The sequence below is a fragment of the Bacillus sp. TH13 genome, assembly GCF_016651175.1.
Taxonomy (GTDB): domain Bacteria; phylum Bacillota; class Bacilli; order Bacillales; family Bacillaceae_G; genus Bacillus_A; species Bacillus_A thuringiensis_S.
This window is the reverse complement of the sequence record NZ_JAEKEJ010000025.1, coordinates 1,311,481-1,328,660: the sequence shown is the minus strand read 5'-3', so window position 1 is coordinate 1,328,660 and position 17,180 is coordinate 1,311,481. Positions and strand designations below refer to the sequence as shown.

Below are 17,180 nucleotides of genomic sequence, written 5' to 3'. Positions count from 1 at the left end.
TTGTCTCTTTCTTGTCTATAAAATGGATATGAAGGGGATTACATAAGAGATGGTAAAAAAACTATTTACTAGCTTACTATTAATTACATTCTTCATGGTAAACGCTTTTTCAGTATATGCAGCTGAAATGAAATTCGCTGTGACAGCAGTTATACCAGAAAATCAAATTGATAAAAATCAAACGTATTTTGATTTGAAAATGCAACCTGGACAAAAGCAAACAATTCAAGTCCAAATGAAAAATGATACGAATAAAGAAGTTGTGGTCGAATCGTTTGCTAATACAGCAATTACGAATAGCAATGGTATTACAGATTATAGTACAGTAGAACCAAAAATGGATTCTACTTTGAAATATCCGTTTTCTAAAATTGCTAAAATGCCAAAAGAAACGAAAGTCCCAGCTAACAGCATAGTGACAGTTGATATAAACCTAGAAATGCCAAGTGAGTCGTTTGATGGTGTTATTTTAGGTGGTTTATACTTTAAAGAAAAAGAAGATGAGAATGCAAAGAAAAAAGATGAAGGTGTGCAAATTGAAAATAAATATGCATACGCAATTGGTGTTGTTTTAAAAGAGATGGATGCTGAAGTAAAACCAGACATGAAATTAAACGAAGTAAAGCCAACACAAATTAACGGGCGTAACGTTGTTACTGCAAATTTACAAAACGTAAAGCCAGCAATGTTAAAAAATTTAAGTGTTGATGCAAAAGTATATAAAGAAAAAGGTAGAGACGTTTTATTTGAAGCGAAAAAAGAAAATTTAAGAATGGCGCCAAACTCAAACTTTGATTATGCTATTAGCTGGGAAAACAAAGCATTTGATCCAGGAACGTACCGAGTAGAAGTGAAAGCCACTGATGGCGATCAAAAATGGGAATGGACGAAGAAATTTACAATTGAAGGAAAGACAGCCGATAAGTTAAATGATACAGCGGTAGAAACGAAAAAAGACTACAAGCTATATTACATTATCGGCGGAGTACTACTGGTAATTATATTATTAGTTCTTGTGTTCTTCTTAGGTAGACGTTCTAAAAAAGAGGACGATAACAAAAAATAATATATTGATAGTGTAAAAAGAAAATAATGGATGTTTTACTATGAAAAATATATAATGGCTTTGTCTGTTATTTGTTGTAGTTCATTTATATTTCTATTTGTTGACCCGAATATCGGGTCTTTTTTTATGGAATGAATTGCTATATGTTAGTAATTAGAAAAATAGAATATACAGCACTCGCAGTAATTCCAGGGGTAATATAAAGGGATATAGCATCTCCTCTTGCAACTGGGTTTCCAGTTGTAATGCTATTCCAAGTTACAGTAGCGGGACCTACTGCTGGAGTAGGATTAAATACTTGAATTTGTCCTGCTCCGCTATCCGTTGGTTTAATGGAAAATACCATAGTTCCGGTAATTTTGTCAGTAGTAGTTAATGTAATAGTAGATAGGATGTAGCTAGAAGTAGGGGTTGTGAGGTTTGTTGGGACATTTCTGCAAATATTAATCGTATAAACAGCAGCAGGTAAATTATTTATATTTATAGACGCAGAAAAGCCAACAATACTACCGGCTCCAGCAGTGACATATGGAATAACATTGGAGTCAATTCCAGGAGAACCCGCTATACGTTGAAAACCAGCATTTGTTCCTTGAAAAACAATACTTTTTGCTGAAGCACTATCGGCAGATTCCGTAGGCCCAGTGTTCCCCATAGGACCAGTGATGCCGGTAGGCCCAGTGTTCCCCGTAGGCCCAGTGATACCGGTAGGAGAATTAAGTAGCGTTAGAGCCACCATTTCTCCTGCGGAAGCAAAATAACATCCACATCAAAATTTTCTTTAAACCAATCATACATCAATGTCTCTTTCACTAAATATTCAGAGGCAGAGTGTGACACACCAATTAGAGACATATTCGTTTCTTTTACATAATCCATAATGAGCGAGTATTTATGTCGGCCGTAATCATTGTCGATATGGCAATGGATTTCTCCTGTAATATATGCTTCAGCACCTTTTTCTTCTGCTTCCTTCATTAAAGATACAACATCGCCACATCCAGCGATAATTGCGATTTTTTTGATGGAATCATGTCGTTTACCTTCGAAGTCTGTGTAAGGAATCTGGAAGAGTTGTTTTAGATGTTTTTGGAGTGCTTCTGTTGATGTTTCATCTATTTCACAAATAAGGCCAATTGGTTCTTGTTCTGGACCTCCATATGCAAAGTCGTCCACTACAGTAGCGTTTAATGCTTTTGCAATTGAAATACTCGTTCCATGCGTTTGATGAAAATCCATTGGTACGTGACATGTATATATAGAAAGTTGTTTTTCTTTTATTCCTTGCAAATATTTTTCAGGAATTGGTATGAAACCGCGACCGGATCTTCCAAGCGGATCACCACACTCCATTACAAGGGGATGGTGCATAAAGAGTAAATCACCAGGTGTGGATTGTGAAATGAATGTTTCAAGAACGTCATCTGTAGGGAATACAGCTAAAAATACTTTGTTTACATTTTCAGATCCGTGCATCATAAGGCCGTTAAATAAATCTACAAAATTTGCTTCGAAAAATTGTTGCCAAGGAAATTTGATAGGATCATATACGGCTGGGATAAATCGACTAAAGGCACTATCTTTTCCGTATTTTTCAATTTGGAATAAGTGATCGAGTGATTGCTCTATTTTTTTTAAGGCTGGCATGTTTGATAATCCTCCTTAAGATGATTCTTGCTTTATGAGTTGTTTGTATTCTTCGTAGCAAAATAAGAAGCGGATAGGAAACAAATAAAACCTAGGATCCAGCTAATAGAAGGAGAATAGGGAAGTACATGCTGTAATAGCATTCCGCTAGAAATGAAGAAACTACTAAATAGACCTAATAACATGGGATATCGTTGTAGTTTGAACACGGATAGTAAACATCCTTTCTCCTGCATGAACTACTCATAAAAGCTCGAGTACTGAAACTTTATCACATACATTGTATATTAGTCTTAATTTTCTGTATATAACTTTTAAGAAAAATGGTGATACAATATATGAATGATAAGAGAAGAGAGGATGAAGATTAACATATGTACGTTACTGTAACAGAAGCAGCATATAAAAAGATTATGGATACGATTCCAAGTGAAGCGAAATATATAAAGTTATTTTACGATAATGAGGGTTGCGGTTGTGTCATGAGCGGAATCATCGATTTAGTAGCTGTAGCAGAGAAAGATGAGCGCGATGTGGATATTGAATCAAGCACAATGAACTTTATCGCTGATCGTACAAAGCTTGTATTTATGGACGATAAGTTAACGGTTGATTGGCATGAAGGTGGAGGAACTTTTCAGTTAAAGAGCCCAAGCCAGTTTTATAATCCAAATATGAAGTTACACGTTCGAATATAGTAAAGGAAAGGTGATTCCAAAATGTATTTTGGAATCACCTCAGAGTGTTGGGAAACCCTTTAGGGTTCCCCACACTCTGGAATCATTTTGATTTTAGCGAATAAAAACAACATAAAATAATAGAGTTTCAAAAAAATAGCCCTCCACCAGACCTTTTTTGGTCAGATGGAGGGCTATTTTTTTCATGTTTTGACAAGTTGCGGTAAGATAAGCCTGCATTTGGACAGACTTCAGCCCCCGAAATCGAGCATATCGATAGCCATGTAGTTCTTTGGCGTCCGCAAAGCTTCGCTCTATAGTTGAACAGCGTACTTTGTACAACTTTTTCCCTGTAACTGTTAGTTTGTTTTTTCTAGCGATATCCTTATATTTCTCCCATATATGATGAGTGATAACTTTTTGTTTTTGTTTCTTTGAAAAACATACCTCACGTAGCGGACAAACAGCGCAGTCTTCTGGGTTGGATTTATAGTGACGATATCCTTCACGATCCGTTGTCGCATACTCTAAAATACACCCCATCGGACAAGCAAATGCATTCATTTCTTCTACATATTTAAATTGGCTTTTTGGTACTTCTTTATTTCGTTTTCCAAATCGGCGATACCCCATCACCATAAATATATTTCTCTCCGATAATTTCTTACAGATATACCCTGTAAAATAGCCTGCATCAAGAGCTACAGCTTCCACTTTAAATCCGAATTTATCAATTTGAGCTTGTAGACGTGCTAAATATGGCTCGGAATCTGCCATATTTCCAGCCGTTACATAAGTATCTGTAATAATATTGTACTTCGCATCAGTCGTACGATGGTCTAAGAAATGAAAACCGTTCGGTTTTCCATCTCTCATTAAAAATCCACTATCTGGATCCGTAGTACTTATACGAGTTTTTTTAGTGGGAGTATCACTTTCCTTTCTAGGTTTTAATTCTTTTTTTCGTGTACCTCACGATCTTCAATTACCGCAGCTTCTAGTTCATCTATATAAAACTTTGCCTTTTCTTTTTTATATTTATGTACAAACTTATTTTTATTAGCATTGGCCTTAATGTGCGTAGAATCTGTCATCAGCGCACGTCCTCCCACCATCCGGTGCTCTGTCGCTTGCCTCACGATCTCATCAAAAATTTCTTCGAAAATATTTGTATGAATAAAGCGAGTACGACGATTCCAACTGATTGTAGAATGATCTGGAATAGTATCTGATAGAGAAAACCCTAAAAACCAACGGTAGGCGATATTCGTTTTAATCTCTTTTTCCAATTGACGCTCCGAACGAATACCGTAAAAATATCCAATAAACATCATTTTAAATAAAACGATAGGATGGATTGACGGACGTCCATTGTTTTCACAGTAATAAGGGCGTAACTTCTCTTCAATAAAATCAAAACTAATTGTCGCTTCGATCGCACGAAGGAAATGATTTTGTGGAACCAACTCTTCTACAGAAACAGATACACGTTCATCACGATGATTTTTTAAAGCACCCATCATAAAAAATCTCTCCTTTACCTCTTTTTATCAGTGTTGACACATAAAAAGAGGTTCAGACACAAAAACAGGCTGTGGAGAAGACTTTCTCCACAGCCTGAGGTGATTCCAAAATGTATTTTGGAATCACCTTTTTTATTTTATAAGTCGCTATTATTGTCGATTTTTGTTGATAAGTCGATATATTTGGGAAATCGCTGATATAAATGGAGTTGCGCTGATATATTTGGGAAATCGCCGATATAAATGGAGTTGCGCCGATATATTCAGAAAATCGCCGATATAATTTCATTTACCAAAACGTTTCAATAGTAAAAAGATTTTTTCACATAATGAAATGTACATGTGATTGAATTTTCTGTATAATCTTCTTTGCGGAGGGGATACGCATGAGAAGATGGGGAATTGAGTTGTTAATTTTAAGTGTTGTTATTATTTGGGGGATTAACTATACAATTGCGAAGTATGGACTTTTAGAATTTACAGCAATTGAGTTTACTGCACTTCGCATGATGGCGGCGGCACCGCTTCTGTTACTCCTTACCTTTTTTATTGAAAAGTCGGTTTATATGGAGCGAAAGGATATACCTAGATTAATTATCGTTAGCATTGTAGGTATTGTACTGTATCAAACGTTATTTATGGAAACTGTCAAATATACATCTGCTACAAATGCCTCTTTACTCATTTCTATTTCACCTATTTTTACAACTGCATTTGCGATTTTCTTGAAACAAGAAAAGTTTTCTTCTCGAAAGTTAATCGGTTCTATGACTGCCTTTGTTGGTGCAGCATTAGTTTTAGTAGCAGGACATTCGCTTACTAGTTCTTTTTATGGCAATGGAATTGGACTTATTACATCAATATGCTGGGGGCTTTATCCTGTTTTAGCAGGACCATTAATTAAAAAATATTCAGCATTACGTGTTACAGCATGGTCTGCATTAGTGGGTGCGATTCCGCTATTATTGTTAAGTGGTCCACATGTGTTTGTCATGCTATTTCACATTACTCACGAAATGACACTATTTGCTTTACTATATTCTATTTTCTTTGTAACAGTATTTGGTCTAGTAATGTGGTATGTTGGTGTTCAAAAAATTGGGGCGTCACATACGACGGTATATATGTATATAACGCCGCTTGTAGCTGTTTTATTTGCAGCTGTCTGGGCAAATGAATATGTATCGTTTCAACAGATCATCGGTGGAATTATCATTTTTGTCGGTCTATGGTTTGTGAAATCGGAGAAAGTAAAAGTTCATTCTATTGCAGGGGAACCTATATCAAAATAGGAAAACAGATCACCTATGATCTGCTTTCCTATTTTTTTATTTTTGGTAAGAAGATGAGAAATAAGATAGCAGTAATAAGTGGAATTAAGTTTAAAAATGGAATACGGAAGAGTGTAATAAGAATAATACCTGGAAGAAGAACACCGAGGACAGCGTAAAAAATGCTATGGTTTTTCGTGTACCAATACAATGAAAGTCCGATAAGTGCAGGGATAATGAGGTGAATGAGAGCCATTAAAAAATAAATCATTAGACGCCCCCTTTATTTGTGTGCTTATTACATCATATCCGTATGTTCATAAATTGATATCATTTTTTTCATAAATGGACGAAAAAAGTTTGAAAAACCGTCACAAAATATGAGAATATGATGTTTGAAATCTTGTATAATATTATTTTCTAAAAGCATTTAAACAACATAAACATACTGTTTATGTTGTTTTTAATTTGAGTGAAATGGATGTAAGGAATATGAATTTGAAAGAAATTTTTTGTTGGATAGATAAGAACGAATGAAGAGAGGTACAGCATGATTAGTATGTCACTAAGATCATTTAAAATCCAATCGTATTATATACTAGGTATTTTGTTACTAGGTTGGATGTTAACACCGTTTTCAGCACACTTTTTAGGCGCTGGAATTGGGCTTATTGTAAGTATGTATTGCGTTTGGCTTCTAGGGAGAAGAATTGAGAAGCTTGGAGATAGTATTGTAAAGAAGACGAAAGCACCGACACTCGGTATGTTTAACCGTTTTGCAGCTGCCATTTTGGGTGCTATTATTATGTACGAAATTGAGCACCACATGGTTATGTGGGCATTTGCAGTAGGGATTATGGGTGGTTATTTCTTAATCGTTGTGAATTTAGGATACTATAGCATGAAAGATGAGAAAGAACTAACAAAGAGCTAAAAGAGATAAAAAGATAAAAGACTTCTTTTTAGATGGAATAGATGATCCAGCCACGAATAGAAGCGGTCAGGGCCTTTTTTAACCCCATACGATGTGAAACTCGAGAGATGTAGCGAGTAGTGATATAATGTATATATTCGAAGCTGTAATTTTATAATCTAAGTCACAGATGAAGAGATTAGCGTTTCACTTTATATAAGATATAGAAAGAAGCTTGCGTTTTCACGTAAGCTTCTTTTTTATGTAAGTGTGTGTAACCGTTAAGCCGCATTGGGTTTTGTCGGTGAGTACGCGAAACTTTACGGTTACACGACACTTATTCATATGAGTAAAGGGTCATTCCAACAGAAAGTTTTAATTTAAGCGATTGGACCGCCTAAGTTAATAATATCTTCAGAAACGCTTTCGAACTTTTTGAAGTTCTCTTTGAATTCATTTGCAAGCTCGATTGCTTTTGCTTTGTAAGCAGCTTTATCAGCCCAAGTTTGTTCAGGCATTAACACTTCGTCAGGTACACCTGGTACGTGAAGTGGAACTTCAAGACCGAAGATGTCATGTTTAGCTGTTTCAGTTTTTGCAAGTTCGCCGCTTAATGCTGCTTGAATCATTGCACGAGTATAACCTAAGTTCATACGTTTACCAACGCCGTATTCGCCGCCAGTCCAGCCAGTATTTACTAGGAATACTTTTGCATCGTGTTTCTCGATTTTTTCACCAAGCATTTCAGCGTAGCGAGATGCATCAAGTGGTAAGAATGGTGAACCGAAGCAAGTTGAGAATGTAGCTTGCGGAGATGTAACGCCGCGCTCTGTTCCTGCTAGTTTACTAGTGTAACCACTTAAGAAATGATACATAGCTTGCTCTTTTGATAACTTACTGATTGGAGGCAATACGCCAGATGCATCAGCAGTTAAGAAAATGATTGTATTTGGGTGTCCAGCAACACTTGGTAGTACGATATTGTCGATCGCATGCATAGGGTATGCAGCACGAGTATTTTCTGTTAAAGTAGTATCGTTGTAGTCTGCGATACGCGTTTGGTTATTAATGATAACGTTTTCTAAAACAGATCCAAATTTGATTGCATCGAAAATTTGTGGTTCTTTCTCGTGAGAAAGGTTTACACATTTTGCATAGCAACCGCCTTCAATATTGAATACACCGTTATCAGACCAACCGTGCTCATCATCACCGATTAATTTACGGTTCGGATCAGCAGATAAAGTTGTTTTACCTGTTCCAGATAAACCGAAGAATAGTGCTACGTCACCTTCTTCACCTACGTTTGCAGAGCAATGCATAGAAAGAATATCTTGTTCAGGTAGTAAGAAGTTCATAATAGAGAAGATTGATTTTTTCATTTCTCCAGCGTATTCTGTACCACCAATTAGTACAATACGTTTTTCGAATGAAACCATAATGAATGCTTCAGAGTTTGTACCGTCAACAGCTGGATCAGCTTTGAAGTTCGGTGCAGAAACAATTGTGAACCCTGACTCATGAGTTGTTAATTCTTCTTCAGTTGGACGAATGAATAATTGATGTACAAATAAATTGTGCCATGCATATTCATTAATAACTTGAATTGGTAGGCGGTAATTGCGGTCAGCGCCTGCAAATCCTTTGAAGACGAATAACTCTTCTTTTTCTTTTAAGTATTCTAAAACTTTAGTATATAATTTATTAAAATGTTCTTCAGAAATCGGTTGGTTCACAGCTCCCCAAGCAATTTTGTCAGCAACCGATGCTTCTTTCACAATAAATTTATCTTTAGGAGAACGTCCTGTATATTTTCCTGTTGAAGCAGAAACGGCACCAGTAGAAGTTAATTTCCCTTCATTTCGCATTAATACTTTTTCCACTAATTGCGGAACACTTAGTTGAATCTGTGCATTGCTTCCGTTCAATAATTCGTGTAAACCAATTTGGACATTCACAGTACTCATATTTATATACCATCCTTTTCATTTAATGAAATATTTCTCGTAATCCCCAACAAGAGTATAACACAATTATATAAATAATGTATACTATTTATTTCTTTTTGTTTGTGTGAATGCATTATTTCCCTATTAATATTTCATTTCAGGCGTATTGAGAAAAACTTTCAGGAAAATGTGAATATTAATTGACAAATGAATATCATTTCTTTAGTATAGGTTGGGACGGATACTCTCTTATCCCGAGCTGGCGGAGGGACAGGCCCGATGAAGCCCAGCAACCTCACTTGTATTGATAAATGCAGGTGAATAGGTGCTAAAACCTGTGCGAGGCTACAGGTCTCGAACGATAAGAGCGAAGGGCAAAAAGCAGTATGCAAGTAGCAAATTAAACCTTTCCTCTATGTAAAGTAGGAAAGGTTTTTCTGTATGCTTGTGTGGGAGAATAAATGTATGTCGCAGTTTGTGGCAAATTAAGGATGAGTTCCGTACAATATATACAATTACTGTAGGGAGGTTTACCACATGACAAAAAAACGTCATCTGTTCACATCTGAGTCTGTAACTGAAGGACATCCAGATAAAATTTGTGACCAAATTTCTGATTCAATTTTAGATGCGATCTTATCAAAAGACGCAAATGCACGTGTAGCTTGTGAAACAACTGTAACAACTGGTTTAGTATTGGTAGCGGGGGAAATTACGACTTCTACTTACGTAGATATTCCGAAAATCGTTCGTGAAACAATTCAAGGCATTGGTTACACACGCGCAAAATACGGATTCGATGCAGAAACTTGTGCTGTTTTAACATCTATCGATGAGCAGTCTGCTGACATCGCTATGGGTGTTGACCAAGCGCTAGAAGCACGCGAAGGTCAAATGACTGACGCTGAGATTGAGGCAATTGGTGCAGGAGACCAAGGTTTAATGTTTGGTTTTGCATGTAATGAAACACAAGAATTAATGCCACTTCCAATCTCGCTTGCTCACAAATTAGCTCGCCGTTTAACTGAAGTACGTAAAGATGATACATTATCATACTTACGTCCAGATGGAAAAACGCAAGTTACAGTTGAGTATGATGAAAATGGTAAACCAGTACGTGTTGATACTATCGTAATTTCTACACAACATCACCCAGATGTTACATGGGAAGAAATCGATCGCGACTTAAAAGAGCACGTAATTAAAGCTGTAGTACCAGCAGAATTAATGGATGGAGAAACAAAATTCTTCATTAATCCAACTGGCCGCTTCGTAATTGGTGGACCACAAGGTGATGCTGGTTTAACAGGACGTAAAATCATCGTTGATACTTACGGTGGATACGCTCGCCACGGTGGCGGTGCATTCTCTGGTAAAGATGCAACAAAAGTTGACCGTTCTGCAGCATATGCAGCTCGTTATGTTGCGAAAAACATCGTAGCAGCTGGTCTTGCTGACAAAGCAGAAGTACAACTTGCATACGCAATCGGTGTAGCACAACCAGTATCAATTTCAGTTGATACATTCGGCACAGGTAAAGTATCTGAAGACGTATTAGTAGAACTAGTTCGTAACAACTTCGATCTTCGCCCAGCTGGTATTATTAAAATGCTAGACTTACGTCGCCCAATTTACAAACAAACAGCAGCTTACGGCCACTTCGGACGTACTGATGTAGATCTATCATGGGAACGTACAGACAAAGCTGCAGCTTTAAAAGAGCAAGCTGGTCTATAATATATGAAAAAAAGCTTTGCGCGGTGAGCGCAAAGCTTTTTTATTTTGTTTTACTTACAATTTGAATACATGAACTACAATATACTTCTCCATCTAGCTGAATATATTTTTTCATATTAGTCATGCCACTTGTTGGAAATGGCATATGAATCCAAGCCTTTTCATACGTTTGTATTTCCTTTTTACATGATTTACAAAGGGTGGGTTTCTTCTGGAACATATGTAATCAACCGTTCATTTGACGTGCTTTACCTGCGCAAAAGGCACTGCTTAGTAAAAATAGTGTGGCGAATATAATGCTTACTAATGTAGCGTATGGAATTGCGCCTTTTAAGGAAAAGCCGACAGTGATTGAAGCGATGAATAAGAGGATAAATGTTGTTGTTAATTTTTTATATAGTTCCATAATATGTAGACCTCCAATTTAATTTTTAGTACAAGTTTTAAAATTGAATTCTATTATGTAGAAAATATAAGGAGTAGCTAAAGATGTGTAGTCTAGGAGTATAAGAAAGTGTACTTTCCTTTTTGTGGGTTAGTATACTTATATTGTATCATGGCGCATGATTGGCTTCATACATAATTGTGTAAAGATATGTATGATAAAATGAAGAAAAGTCTTTAAGAAAGGAAAGATAAAAAATGAGTGTAACTGAACATAAAAAACAAGCTCCAAAAGAAGTGCGTTGCAAGATTGTTACGATTTCCGATACACGTACGGAGGAAACGGATAAGAGCGGACAACTATTACATGAATTGTTAAAAGAAGCGGGCCATACAGTGACCTCTTATGAAATTGTAAAAGATGATAAAGAAAGTATTCAGCAAGCAGTGTTAGCTGGTTATCATAAGGAAGATGTAGATGTTGTATTAACAAATGGCGGTACTGGTATTACGAAACGCGATGTCACAATTGAAGCAGTATCAGCGTTATTAGATAAAGAAATTGTTGGATTTGGTGAGCTGTTCCGTATGATTAGTTATTTAGAAGACATCGGAAGCAGCGCAATGTTAAGTAGAGCGATCGGCGGTACAATTGGGCGCAAAGTAGTTTTCTCGATGCCAGGATCGAGCGGAGCAGTTCGCCTTGCGATGAATAAATTAATTTTACCGGAATTAGGCCATATTACATTTGAGCTGCATCGCCAATGAGTAAGTGGGCTGGAATTGTATTAGCAGGTGGTATGTCGAGTAGATTCGGTGAGCCGAAAGCGTTAGCAATTTGGAAGGGAACTACTTTTGTTGAGCATATTGTGAAAGTGATGGGAAATACCTTGCAAGACATTGTAGTAATCAGCCATACTGATATAAAAGAGCGAGTAGAGCAATTCGTACAAGTTCCTGTTATAGAAGACATTCCGCACTATAAAGGAAATGGACCGCTTGCCGGTATTGTATCAGGTATGGAATACATAGAAGCAGATTGGTACGCTATTATGCCTTGCGATGCACCAAACGTTTCGCATGAATGGTTTGCCATTTTACTAGAGCAAACGAGCAATGAATATGATGCGGTTGTACCTATTATTAATGGAAGAAAACAACCGCTACTTGCGGCGTATCATAACCGCGTGAAAGAAAAGATTTATGCTTTACTTCAGGAAGAAAAAAGAAGTATGGGCCAGCTTTTATCACAATGTAATGTGAAGTATGTTTCTGGAGAAGATGTACAAGCGAATGCGGATTGGTTTATAAATGTAAATACGAAAGAAGAATATGTGCAGGCTCAAAAAGACCTTTCAAATGAATGAAAGGTTTTTTGATATACAGAATTGGGGAACAATTGCTGTATAAAGGTATGTGAGTAAGTTGATTTTAAGGGGAATTCTTAAAATCATTATACAGTTTAAAATACTGTATAACCATATATTAATTTTTATGGGTTTTTATTACAAGTCTGTTTAGTTATGTTTATTTTTGATATAATTAATATAGAAATAAAACAATGTTTAACCTTATGTATCATTTATTAAACTAAAATTTATGACCATGTAATAAACTCCCTTCGTTTTTTTGAAGGGAGTTTTTCTATTTAAGCAAGCAACTCTGATGCGTTATGCTGCAGGACTTCTTCATATTGGTTAAGCAAACCGCGAAAGATCTCATCCCAGCTCTTTGATTTCGCAAAAGATGAAGCTGCTATTCCCATCTGCTCAAGTTTTTCTTCATTTTGTAATAAAAAATAAATGGATGATAGAAATGCATCTTCATTTTTAGGCGGACAAAGAACTCCCGTTTTTCCATCTGTAATAATATTTTTAACCCCGCCACTATTTGCACCAATGACAGGTGTACCGCATGCGAGTGATTCAAGTACGACATTTCCGAATGTTTCAGTAGCTGATGGAAACACCATTATGTTAGAACAAGCATATGCTTCAGCTAAATCTGCACTTTGTAAATAGCCAGTAAAAGTGATATTTGTTTTCGGAACAGCTTCACGTAAACTTGTTGCTAGAGGACCGTCTCCTGCGATGAGCCAATGAATATCGTTTCGAGTATGTGCTGTTTTAACGATAAGGTATTGCAGTGTATCAATATCTTTTTCAGGAGCAATTCGTCCAACATAGGAAAGGACATACTTCGCTGTAATATTATATTTTTTTCGGAATAGGTCTGTATTGTAAGCAGGATGAAAGAGTGTGCAATCTACACCACGTCCCCATATAGAGAGGGTCTGAAAGCCTTTGTTTTTTAATTGATGTAATGTTTCAAAGGAAGGTACAAAATTTTTTTGCATATGACTATGAAACCATTTTAAATAGTTCCACAGCATATTGGAGAGGAATTCGATTTTGTAATAACGTAAATAGGCATCGAAATCAGTATGATAAGAACCGACAACTGGGATGTTTAACTTTTTTGCATAATACAATCCACAAAGTCCCATGTTGAAAGGTGTGGCAATGTGAATAATGTCAGGTTTAAAGGAAAGTAGTTCCCGTTTAATGCGCGGAGTAGGAAAAGAAAAACGACATTCTGGATATAATATTGTTAACGGGATACTTCTCATCTTATTCACATTCGCTACAAAATTATCTTCAGCTGTATGCTGAGGGGCGAAAACAGAATAGGCGATCTGTTCTTTCTGAAAATATTGTGTTAATCGCTCTAACGTTTTCGCAACCCCGTTAATTTGTGGCGTAAAAGTATCGGTAAAAATGGCGACTCTCATCATATCACTCCTTTATGTGAAAAGTGGGATGAATTGATAAAAAGAGATGATGCCAGAGCAAGTGCCAAGGCACATACCGACGAATACATCTGACGGATAGTGAAGCCCTAAATAAATACGTGAAATACCGACGCATAATGCTAACGGTAATAGGAAAGCAAGTAAGCTTGGATTATAGCAAATAAATGGAATGAAGACAGAGAAAACGGCTGTTGTATGACCAGACGGGAAAGAGTGGTCTTTTAATGGATGGACTGGATATTTTGCATCCTGAATTGTTAAATAAGGACGTTTTCGCGGATACCACCTTTTTAATATTTGCACAGGAATATGGCTAATTGCTAACGAAATAGCAGTTGCAATTGCAGCTTGATGCAAAGTTCCCTTTGCGAAAATTAAAAAGAAAAGTGTGAGTGCGATGGAGAAAGTCGCGCCACCGATATGAGTAATATTGCTGAAAAAGATATTTAATGTTTTTTGATCAAAGTAGCGGTTAATTCCTCTGAAAATGTAACATTCTATTTTATATAATCCACTGACCTTCATGAAAATTCTCCTCCCTCATCTACATATATATGGAGATATTAGCTTTTATTTTAATAAGATTTTGTTGAGGGAGTAATAATGTTTTGTAAAGAAAAAGTTAGATTTTATATAAAAAAAGCTGCCAATCTTATGGCAGCGGAAATTTACTTCTGTAATGATTTATAATATTGACCTTTTTCAACGTATTGCGTGCGAATACGCTCCATATCTTTACGGTCTTCTTCTGTTAATTCACGAATGACTTTCGCGGGACGACCGAAAGCTAACGTGTTCGGCGGAATTTTCTTTCCTTGTGAAACGAGGCTTCCAGCGCCGATAAAAGCTCCTTCGCCAATTTCAGCACCATCTAATATAATAGATCCCATTCCAATTAAAGCATCTTTCTTAATATGGCAACTATGTAAAATGACTTGATGCCCAATTGTTACGTCGTTTTCTAAAATAAGAGGATACTGCGGGCTTTGGTGAAGTGTACATTGGTCTTGTACATTTACTCGGTCTCCAATGATTGTCGGTGACACATCACCACGGATGACTGTATTAAACCAAATACTTGATTCCTCGCCAACGGAAACATCGCCTGTAATCGTAACATAGTCAGCGATAAAAGCACTACTCGCAATTTTCGGTTTTTTTTCTTTGTAAGGATATATCATGTAAAGTCTTCCTTTCCTAGAGACTAGTTTTAGTGTATCAAATTATGAGAAAGAGTGAAATGGAGGAGAGCCGTATGTGGAATTATGAAGCGGAGGAAGCAAAAGCTGTCATTGTTATTGTGCACGGCGCAATGGAATATCACGGACGTTACGAAGCAGTTGCGGAAATGTGGAATCATATCGGCTACCACGTCGTGATGGGGGATCTTCCGTCACATGGAACGACTTCAAGAAATAGAGGACATATTGATTCATTTGATGAATACATAGAGGAAGTTAAATTATGGGTGAAAGAAGCAAGAAAGTATAGGTTACCTATTTTTCTATTCGGTCATAGTATGGGTGGTCTTATTGTCATTCGTATGATGCAAGAAACGAAGAGAGAAGATGTAGAAGGTATTATTTTGAGTTCGCCTTGTTTAGGGGTAGTGACTGGACCCTCTGCTCCGCTTCAATTTGCTTCAAGAATATTAAATGTTGTGGCTCCAAAATTGCAATTTGCAACGAATCTTACGGTGGAAATGTCAACACGTAACCATGAAGTGAGAGATGCAATGGAGAATGATTCTTTGTTCTTGCGCAAAGTATCAGTACGTTGGTATAGTGAATTGATTAAGTCTATCGAAATTGCTCATAAAAAAATAGATGATTTTCCAGATGTTCCGCTCTTGCTAATGCAAGCTTGTGAGGATAAACTTGTAGATAAAACACGTGTCCGCACTTGGTTTGATAATGTTAAAATAAGTGATAAGGCTTTTAAAGAATGGCCGAATTGTTATCACGAGCTATTAAATGAGTATGAGCGTGATGAAATTTTGAGTTATATTCAGTCATTTACTGAAATGCATGTCAATAATATAGTAAAAACAAACAAATAAATCATTATTTGTACATTTAATAGAGGAGATGAAGGAAGAAGTGAACGTACCGAGTAATCCCATAACGCTCATGGCGAAAGTATACCGTGATGTGTTTCCGGTTGTACACCATGAGCTAGCGATGTGGAAAGAGCGTGCCTACCATATTCCGAATGATGAGCTTCATAGTCAGGCAATCGCAAGTATTGAGCATAAAACGTTTCATTGTGAGGGCGGTGGCATTTTAGCTCTGCTAGCAAATGAACACCGAGAAGAATGTATTCGTTTTATCGTAGCGTATCAAACGATCAGCGACTATTTAGATAATTTATGTGATCGCAGTACATCACTTGATCCAAATGATTTTGCAGCACTGCATGAATCGATGTTAATGGCATTATCACCTGAAGTAGAAGGTGGCGGTAATTATTATCGTTATCGTGATGATCAAGATGATGGTGGTTATTTAGATGAACTTGTTGAAACATGCCAAGATGTTTTAAAGAAAACGAAGCACTATGACAAAATTGCTCCTGTTCTGCATGAACTTGCTTGTTATTATTGTGATTTACAAATTCATAAACACGTGAAGTTAGAAGAAAGAGAGCCGCGCCTGAAAACTTGGTTTGAAGCACATAAAGAAAACTTACCTGAGATGAGTTGGTTTGAATTTTCAGCATGTGCCGGTTCTACACTTGGAATTTTCTGTCTTGTAGCATATGCATTTCATGATGAATTACATGATGAAGATATTGCGAAAATTAGACAAGGGTACTTCCCTTACGTACAAGGACTTCATATCTTACTTGATTATTTCATCGATCAAGAAGAAGACCGCATAGGCGGGGATTTGAATTTCTGTAGTTATTATGAAAACGAGCAAGCTATATTAGATCGTATGAAACACTTTGTAGAAGAAGCAGAGAAGAGCATTGGTGATTTGCCTCATGCGAAGTTTCATCGTCTCATAAGCCGAGGATTACTTGGTATTTATTTATCAGATCAAAAAGTATCAGCACAAAAGAATATGCACAAAATGGCACGGCGCATTGTAAAATACGGAGGCCTCACTTCACGATTCTTCTATTGGAACGGGAAGATGTACCGAAAGAAAATGGCGCAGTGACGAAGAAAACCACTCATGTAGAGTGGTTTTCTTTTCA

18 protein-coding genes, 1 pseudogene and 1 riboswitch are annotated in these 17,180 nt (G+C 36.7%); of the genes and pseudogenes, 9 read left to right on the top strand and 10 right to left on the bottom strand.

The features are described from left to right. The first annotated feature begins 49 nt into the window (after nucleotides 1–49). Complete coding sequence (locus tag JFU02_RS15145) at nucleotides 50–1,066, top strand: WxLIP family cell surface protein (RefSeq protein ID WP_201071197.1); 1,017 nt, start codon at nucleotides 50–52, stop codon at nucleotides 1,064–1,066. Between the two features lie 139 nt (nucleotides 1,067–1,205). Here the strand turns inward: JFU02_RS15145 and JFU02_RS32475 are convergent. Both JFU02_RS32475 and JFU02_RS15135 read right to left on the bottom strand, forming a co-directional pair. Then, nucleotides 1,206–1,766 (bottom strand): annotated as a pseudogene (locus JFU02_RS32475) (collagen-like protein); the annotation flags it as partial. A gap of 26 nt (nucleotides 1,767–1,792) precedes the next feature. Beyond that, nucleotides 1,793–2,713: a Nif3-like dinuclear metal center hexameric protein gene (locus JFU02_RS15135; protein ID WP_001111121.1), complete on the bottom strand. Its 921-nt coding sequence runs from the start codon at nucleotides 2,711–2,713 to the stop codon at nucleotides 1,793–1,795. A 374-nt stretch (nucleotides 2,714–3,087) separates the two neighbouring features. Between JFU02_RS15135 and JFU02_RS15130 the strand changes: the two genes are divergently transcribed. Next, the gene (locus tag JFU02_RS15130; RefSeq protein WP_000289569.1) at nucleotides 3,088–3,411 is read left to right on the top strand and encodes an iron-sulfur cluster biosynthesis family protein; all 324 of its coding nucleotides are present in this window, start codon (nucleotides 3,088–3,090) and stop codon (nucleotides 3,409–3,411) included. Nucleotides 3,412–3,504: 93 nt separating this feature from the next. Here JFU02_RS15130 and JFU02_RS15125 read toward each other — a convergent pair. Further along, nucleotides 3,505–4,913, bottom strand: a protein-coding gene (locus tag JFU02_RS15125; protein ID WP_201071021.1) for an IS1182 family transposase whose coding sequence is annotated in 2 segments (ribosomal slippage) — nucleotides 3,505–4,355 and nucleotides 4,355–4,913 — 1,410 coding nt in all. Because the reading frame shifts where the segments join, the coding sequence is not laid out codon by codon here. 386 nt (nucleotides 4,914–5,299) lie between these two features. Between JFU02_RS15125 and JFU02_RS15120 the strand changes: the two genes are divergently transcribed. Further along, nucleotides 5,300–6,205, top strand: coding sequence for a DMT family transporter (locus JFU02_RS15120; RefSeq protein WP_201071194.1), 906 nt, complete (start codon nucleotides 5,300–5,302; stop codon nucleotides 6,203–6,205). A 28-nt stretch (nucleotides 6,206–6,233) separates the two neighbouring features. Here JFU02_RS15120 and JFU02_RS15115 read toward each other — a convergent pair whose 3' ends face one another. Next, complete coding sequence (locus JFU02_RS15115) at nucleotides 6,234–6,455, bottom strand: hypothetical protein (RefSeq protein ID WP_000639042.1); 222 nt, start codon at nucleotides 6,453–6,455, stop codon at nucleotides 6,234–6,236. A gap of 279 nt (nucleotides 6,456–6,734) precedes the next feature. Between JFU02_RS15115 and JFU02_RS15110 the strand changes: the two genes are divergently transcribed. Beyond that, nucleotides 6,735–7,118, top strand: a complete 384-nt coding sequence (locus JFU02_RS15110; protein WP_000624926.1) for an ATP synthase subunit I — start codon at nucleotides 6,735–6,737, stop codon at nucleotides 7,116–7,118. 359 nt (nucleotides 7,119–7,477) lie between these two features. Here JFU02_RS15110 and pckA read toward each other — a convergent pair whose 3' ends face one another. Further along, on the bottom strand, nucleotides 7,478–9,064 hold the full coding sequence (gene pckA / locus JFU02_RS15105; protein ID WP_000108813.1) for a phosphoenolpyruvate carboxykinase (ATP): 1,587 nt from the start codon (nucleotides 9,062–9,064) through the stop codon (nucleotides 7,478–7,480). Nucleotides 9,065–9,292: 228 nt separating this feature from the next. After that, nucleotides 9,293–9,414, top strand: a riboswitch (SAM riboswitch). Nucleotides 9,415–9,583: 169 nt separating this feature from the next. On the opposite strand from pckA, the gene metK reads away from it, so the two are divergent. Beyond that, the gene (metK, locus tag JFU02_RS15100) at nucleotides 9,584–10,783 is read left to right on the top strand and encodes a methionine adenosyltransferase (RefSeq protein ID WP_000163117.1); all 1,200 of its coding nucleotides are present in this window, start codon (nucleotides 9,584–9,586) and stop codon (nucleotides 10,781–10,783) included. Between the two features lie 40 nt (nucleotides 10,784–10,823). Here the strand turns inward: metK and JFU02_RS15095 are convergent, their stop codons facing one another. Next, nucleotides 10,824–11,003: a hypothetical protein gene (locus JFU02_RS15095; RefSeq protein ID WP_201071191.1), complete on the bottom strand. Its 180-nt coding sequence runs from the start codon at nucleotides 11,001–11,003 to the stop codon at nucleotides 10,824–10,826. Nucleotides 11,004–11,009: 6 nt separating this feature from the next. Beyond that, nucleotides 11,010–11,189 (bottom strand): hypothetical protein, encoded by a 180-nt coding sequence (locus tag JFU02_RS15090; RefSeq protein WP_000424798.1) that lies wholly within the window; start codon nucleotides 11,187–11,189, stop codon nucleotides 11,010–11,012. A gap of 236 nt (nucleotides 11,190–11,425) precedes the next feature. Between JFU02_RS15090 and JFU02_RS15085 the strand changes: the two genes are divergently transcribed. Further along, on the top strand, nucleotides 11,426–11,935 hold the full coding sequence (locus JFU02_RS15085; protein ID WP_000117130.1) for a MogA/MoaB family molybdenum cofactor biosynthesis protein: 510 nt from the start codon (nucleotides 11,426–11,428) through the stop codon (nucleotides 11,933–11,935). Beyond that, nucleotides 11,932–12,534 (top strand): molybdenum cofactor guanylyltransferase, encoded by a 603-nt coding sequence (locus JFU02_RS15080; RefSeq protein WP_086405791.1) that lies wholly within the window; start codon nucleotides 11,932–11,934, stop codon nucleotides 12,532–12,534. Before JFU02_RS15085 ends, JFU02_RS15080 begins: the two co-directional genes overlap by 4 nt. Nucleotides 12,535–12,815: 281 nt before the next feature. On the opposite strand, the gene JFU02_RS15075 is transcribed toward JFU02_RS15080, so the two are convergent. The 3 genes from JFU02_RS15075 to JFU02_RS15065 form a co-directional block, all read right to left on the bottom strand. After that, nucleotides 12,816–13,958, bottom strand: a complete 1,143-nt coding sequence (locus tag JFU02_RS15075; protein WP_061667134.1) for a glycosyltransferase family 4 protein — start codon at nucleotides 13,956–13,958, stop codon at nucleotides 12,816–12,818. A gap of 12 nt (nucleotides 13,959–13,970) precedes the next feature. Continuing rightward, on the bottom strand, nucleotides 13,971–14,504 hold the full coding sequence (locus tag JFU02_RS15070; RefSeq protein WP_000868592.1) for a phosphatase PAP2 family protein: 534 nt from the start codon (nucleotides 14,502–14,504) through the stop codon (nucleotides 13,971–13,973). 143 nt (nucleotides 14,505–14,647) lie between these two features. Continuing rightward, on the bottom strand, nucleotides 14,648–15,160 hold the full coding sequence (locus JFU02_RS15065; protein WP_000640186.1) for a gamma carbonic anhydrase: 513 nt from the start codon (nucleotides 15,158–15,160) through the stop codon (nucleotides 14,648–14,650). Nucleotides 15,161–15,234: 74 nt separating this feature from the next. Between JFU02_RS15065 and JFU02_RS15060 the strand changes: the two genes are divergently transcribed. Together JFU02_RS15060 and JFU02_RS15055 are read left to right on the top strand one after the other, a co-directional pair. Next, nucleotides 15,235–16,038 carry an alpha/beta hydrolase gene (locus tag JFU02_RS15060; RefSeq protein WP_000267424.1) on the top strand — a complete coding sequence of 268 codons (804 nt, stop codon included), beginning with the start codon at nucleotides 15,235–15,237 and terminating at the stop codon, nucleotides 16,036–16,038. A 40-nt stretch (nucleotides 16,039–16,078) separates the two neighbouring features. Next, nucleotides 16,079–17,143, top strand: a complete 1,065-nt coding sequence (locus JFU02_RS15055) for a tetraprenyl-beta-curcumene synthase family protein (RefSeq protein ID WP_061667136.1) — start codon at nucleotides 16,079–16,081, stop codon at nucleotides 17,141–17,143. The last annotated feature ends 37 nt before the right edge of the window (nucleotides 17,144–17,180 follow it).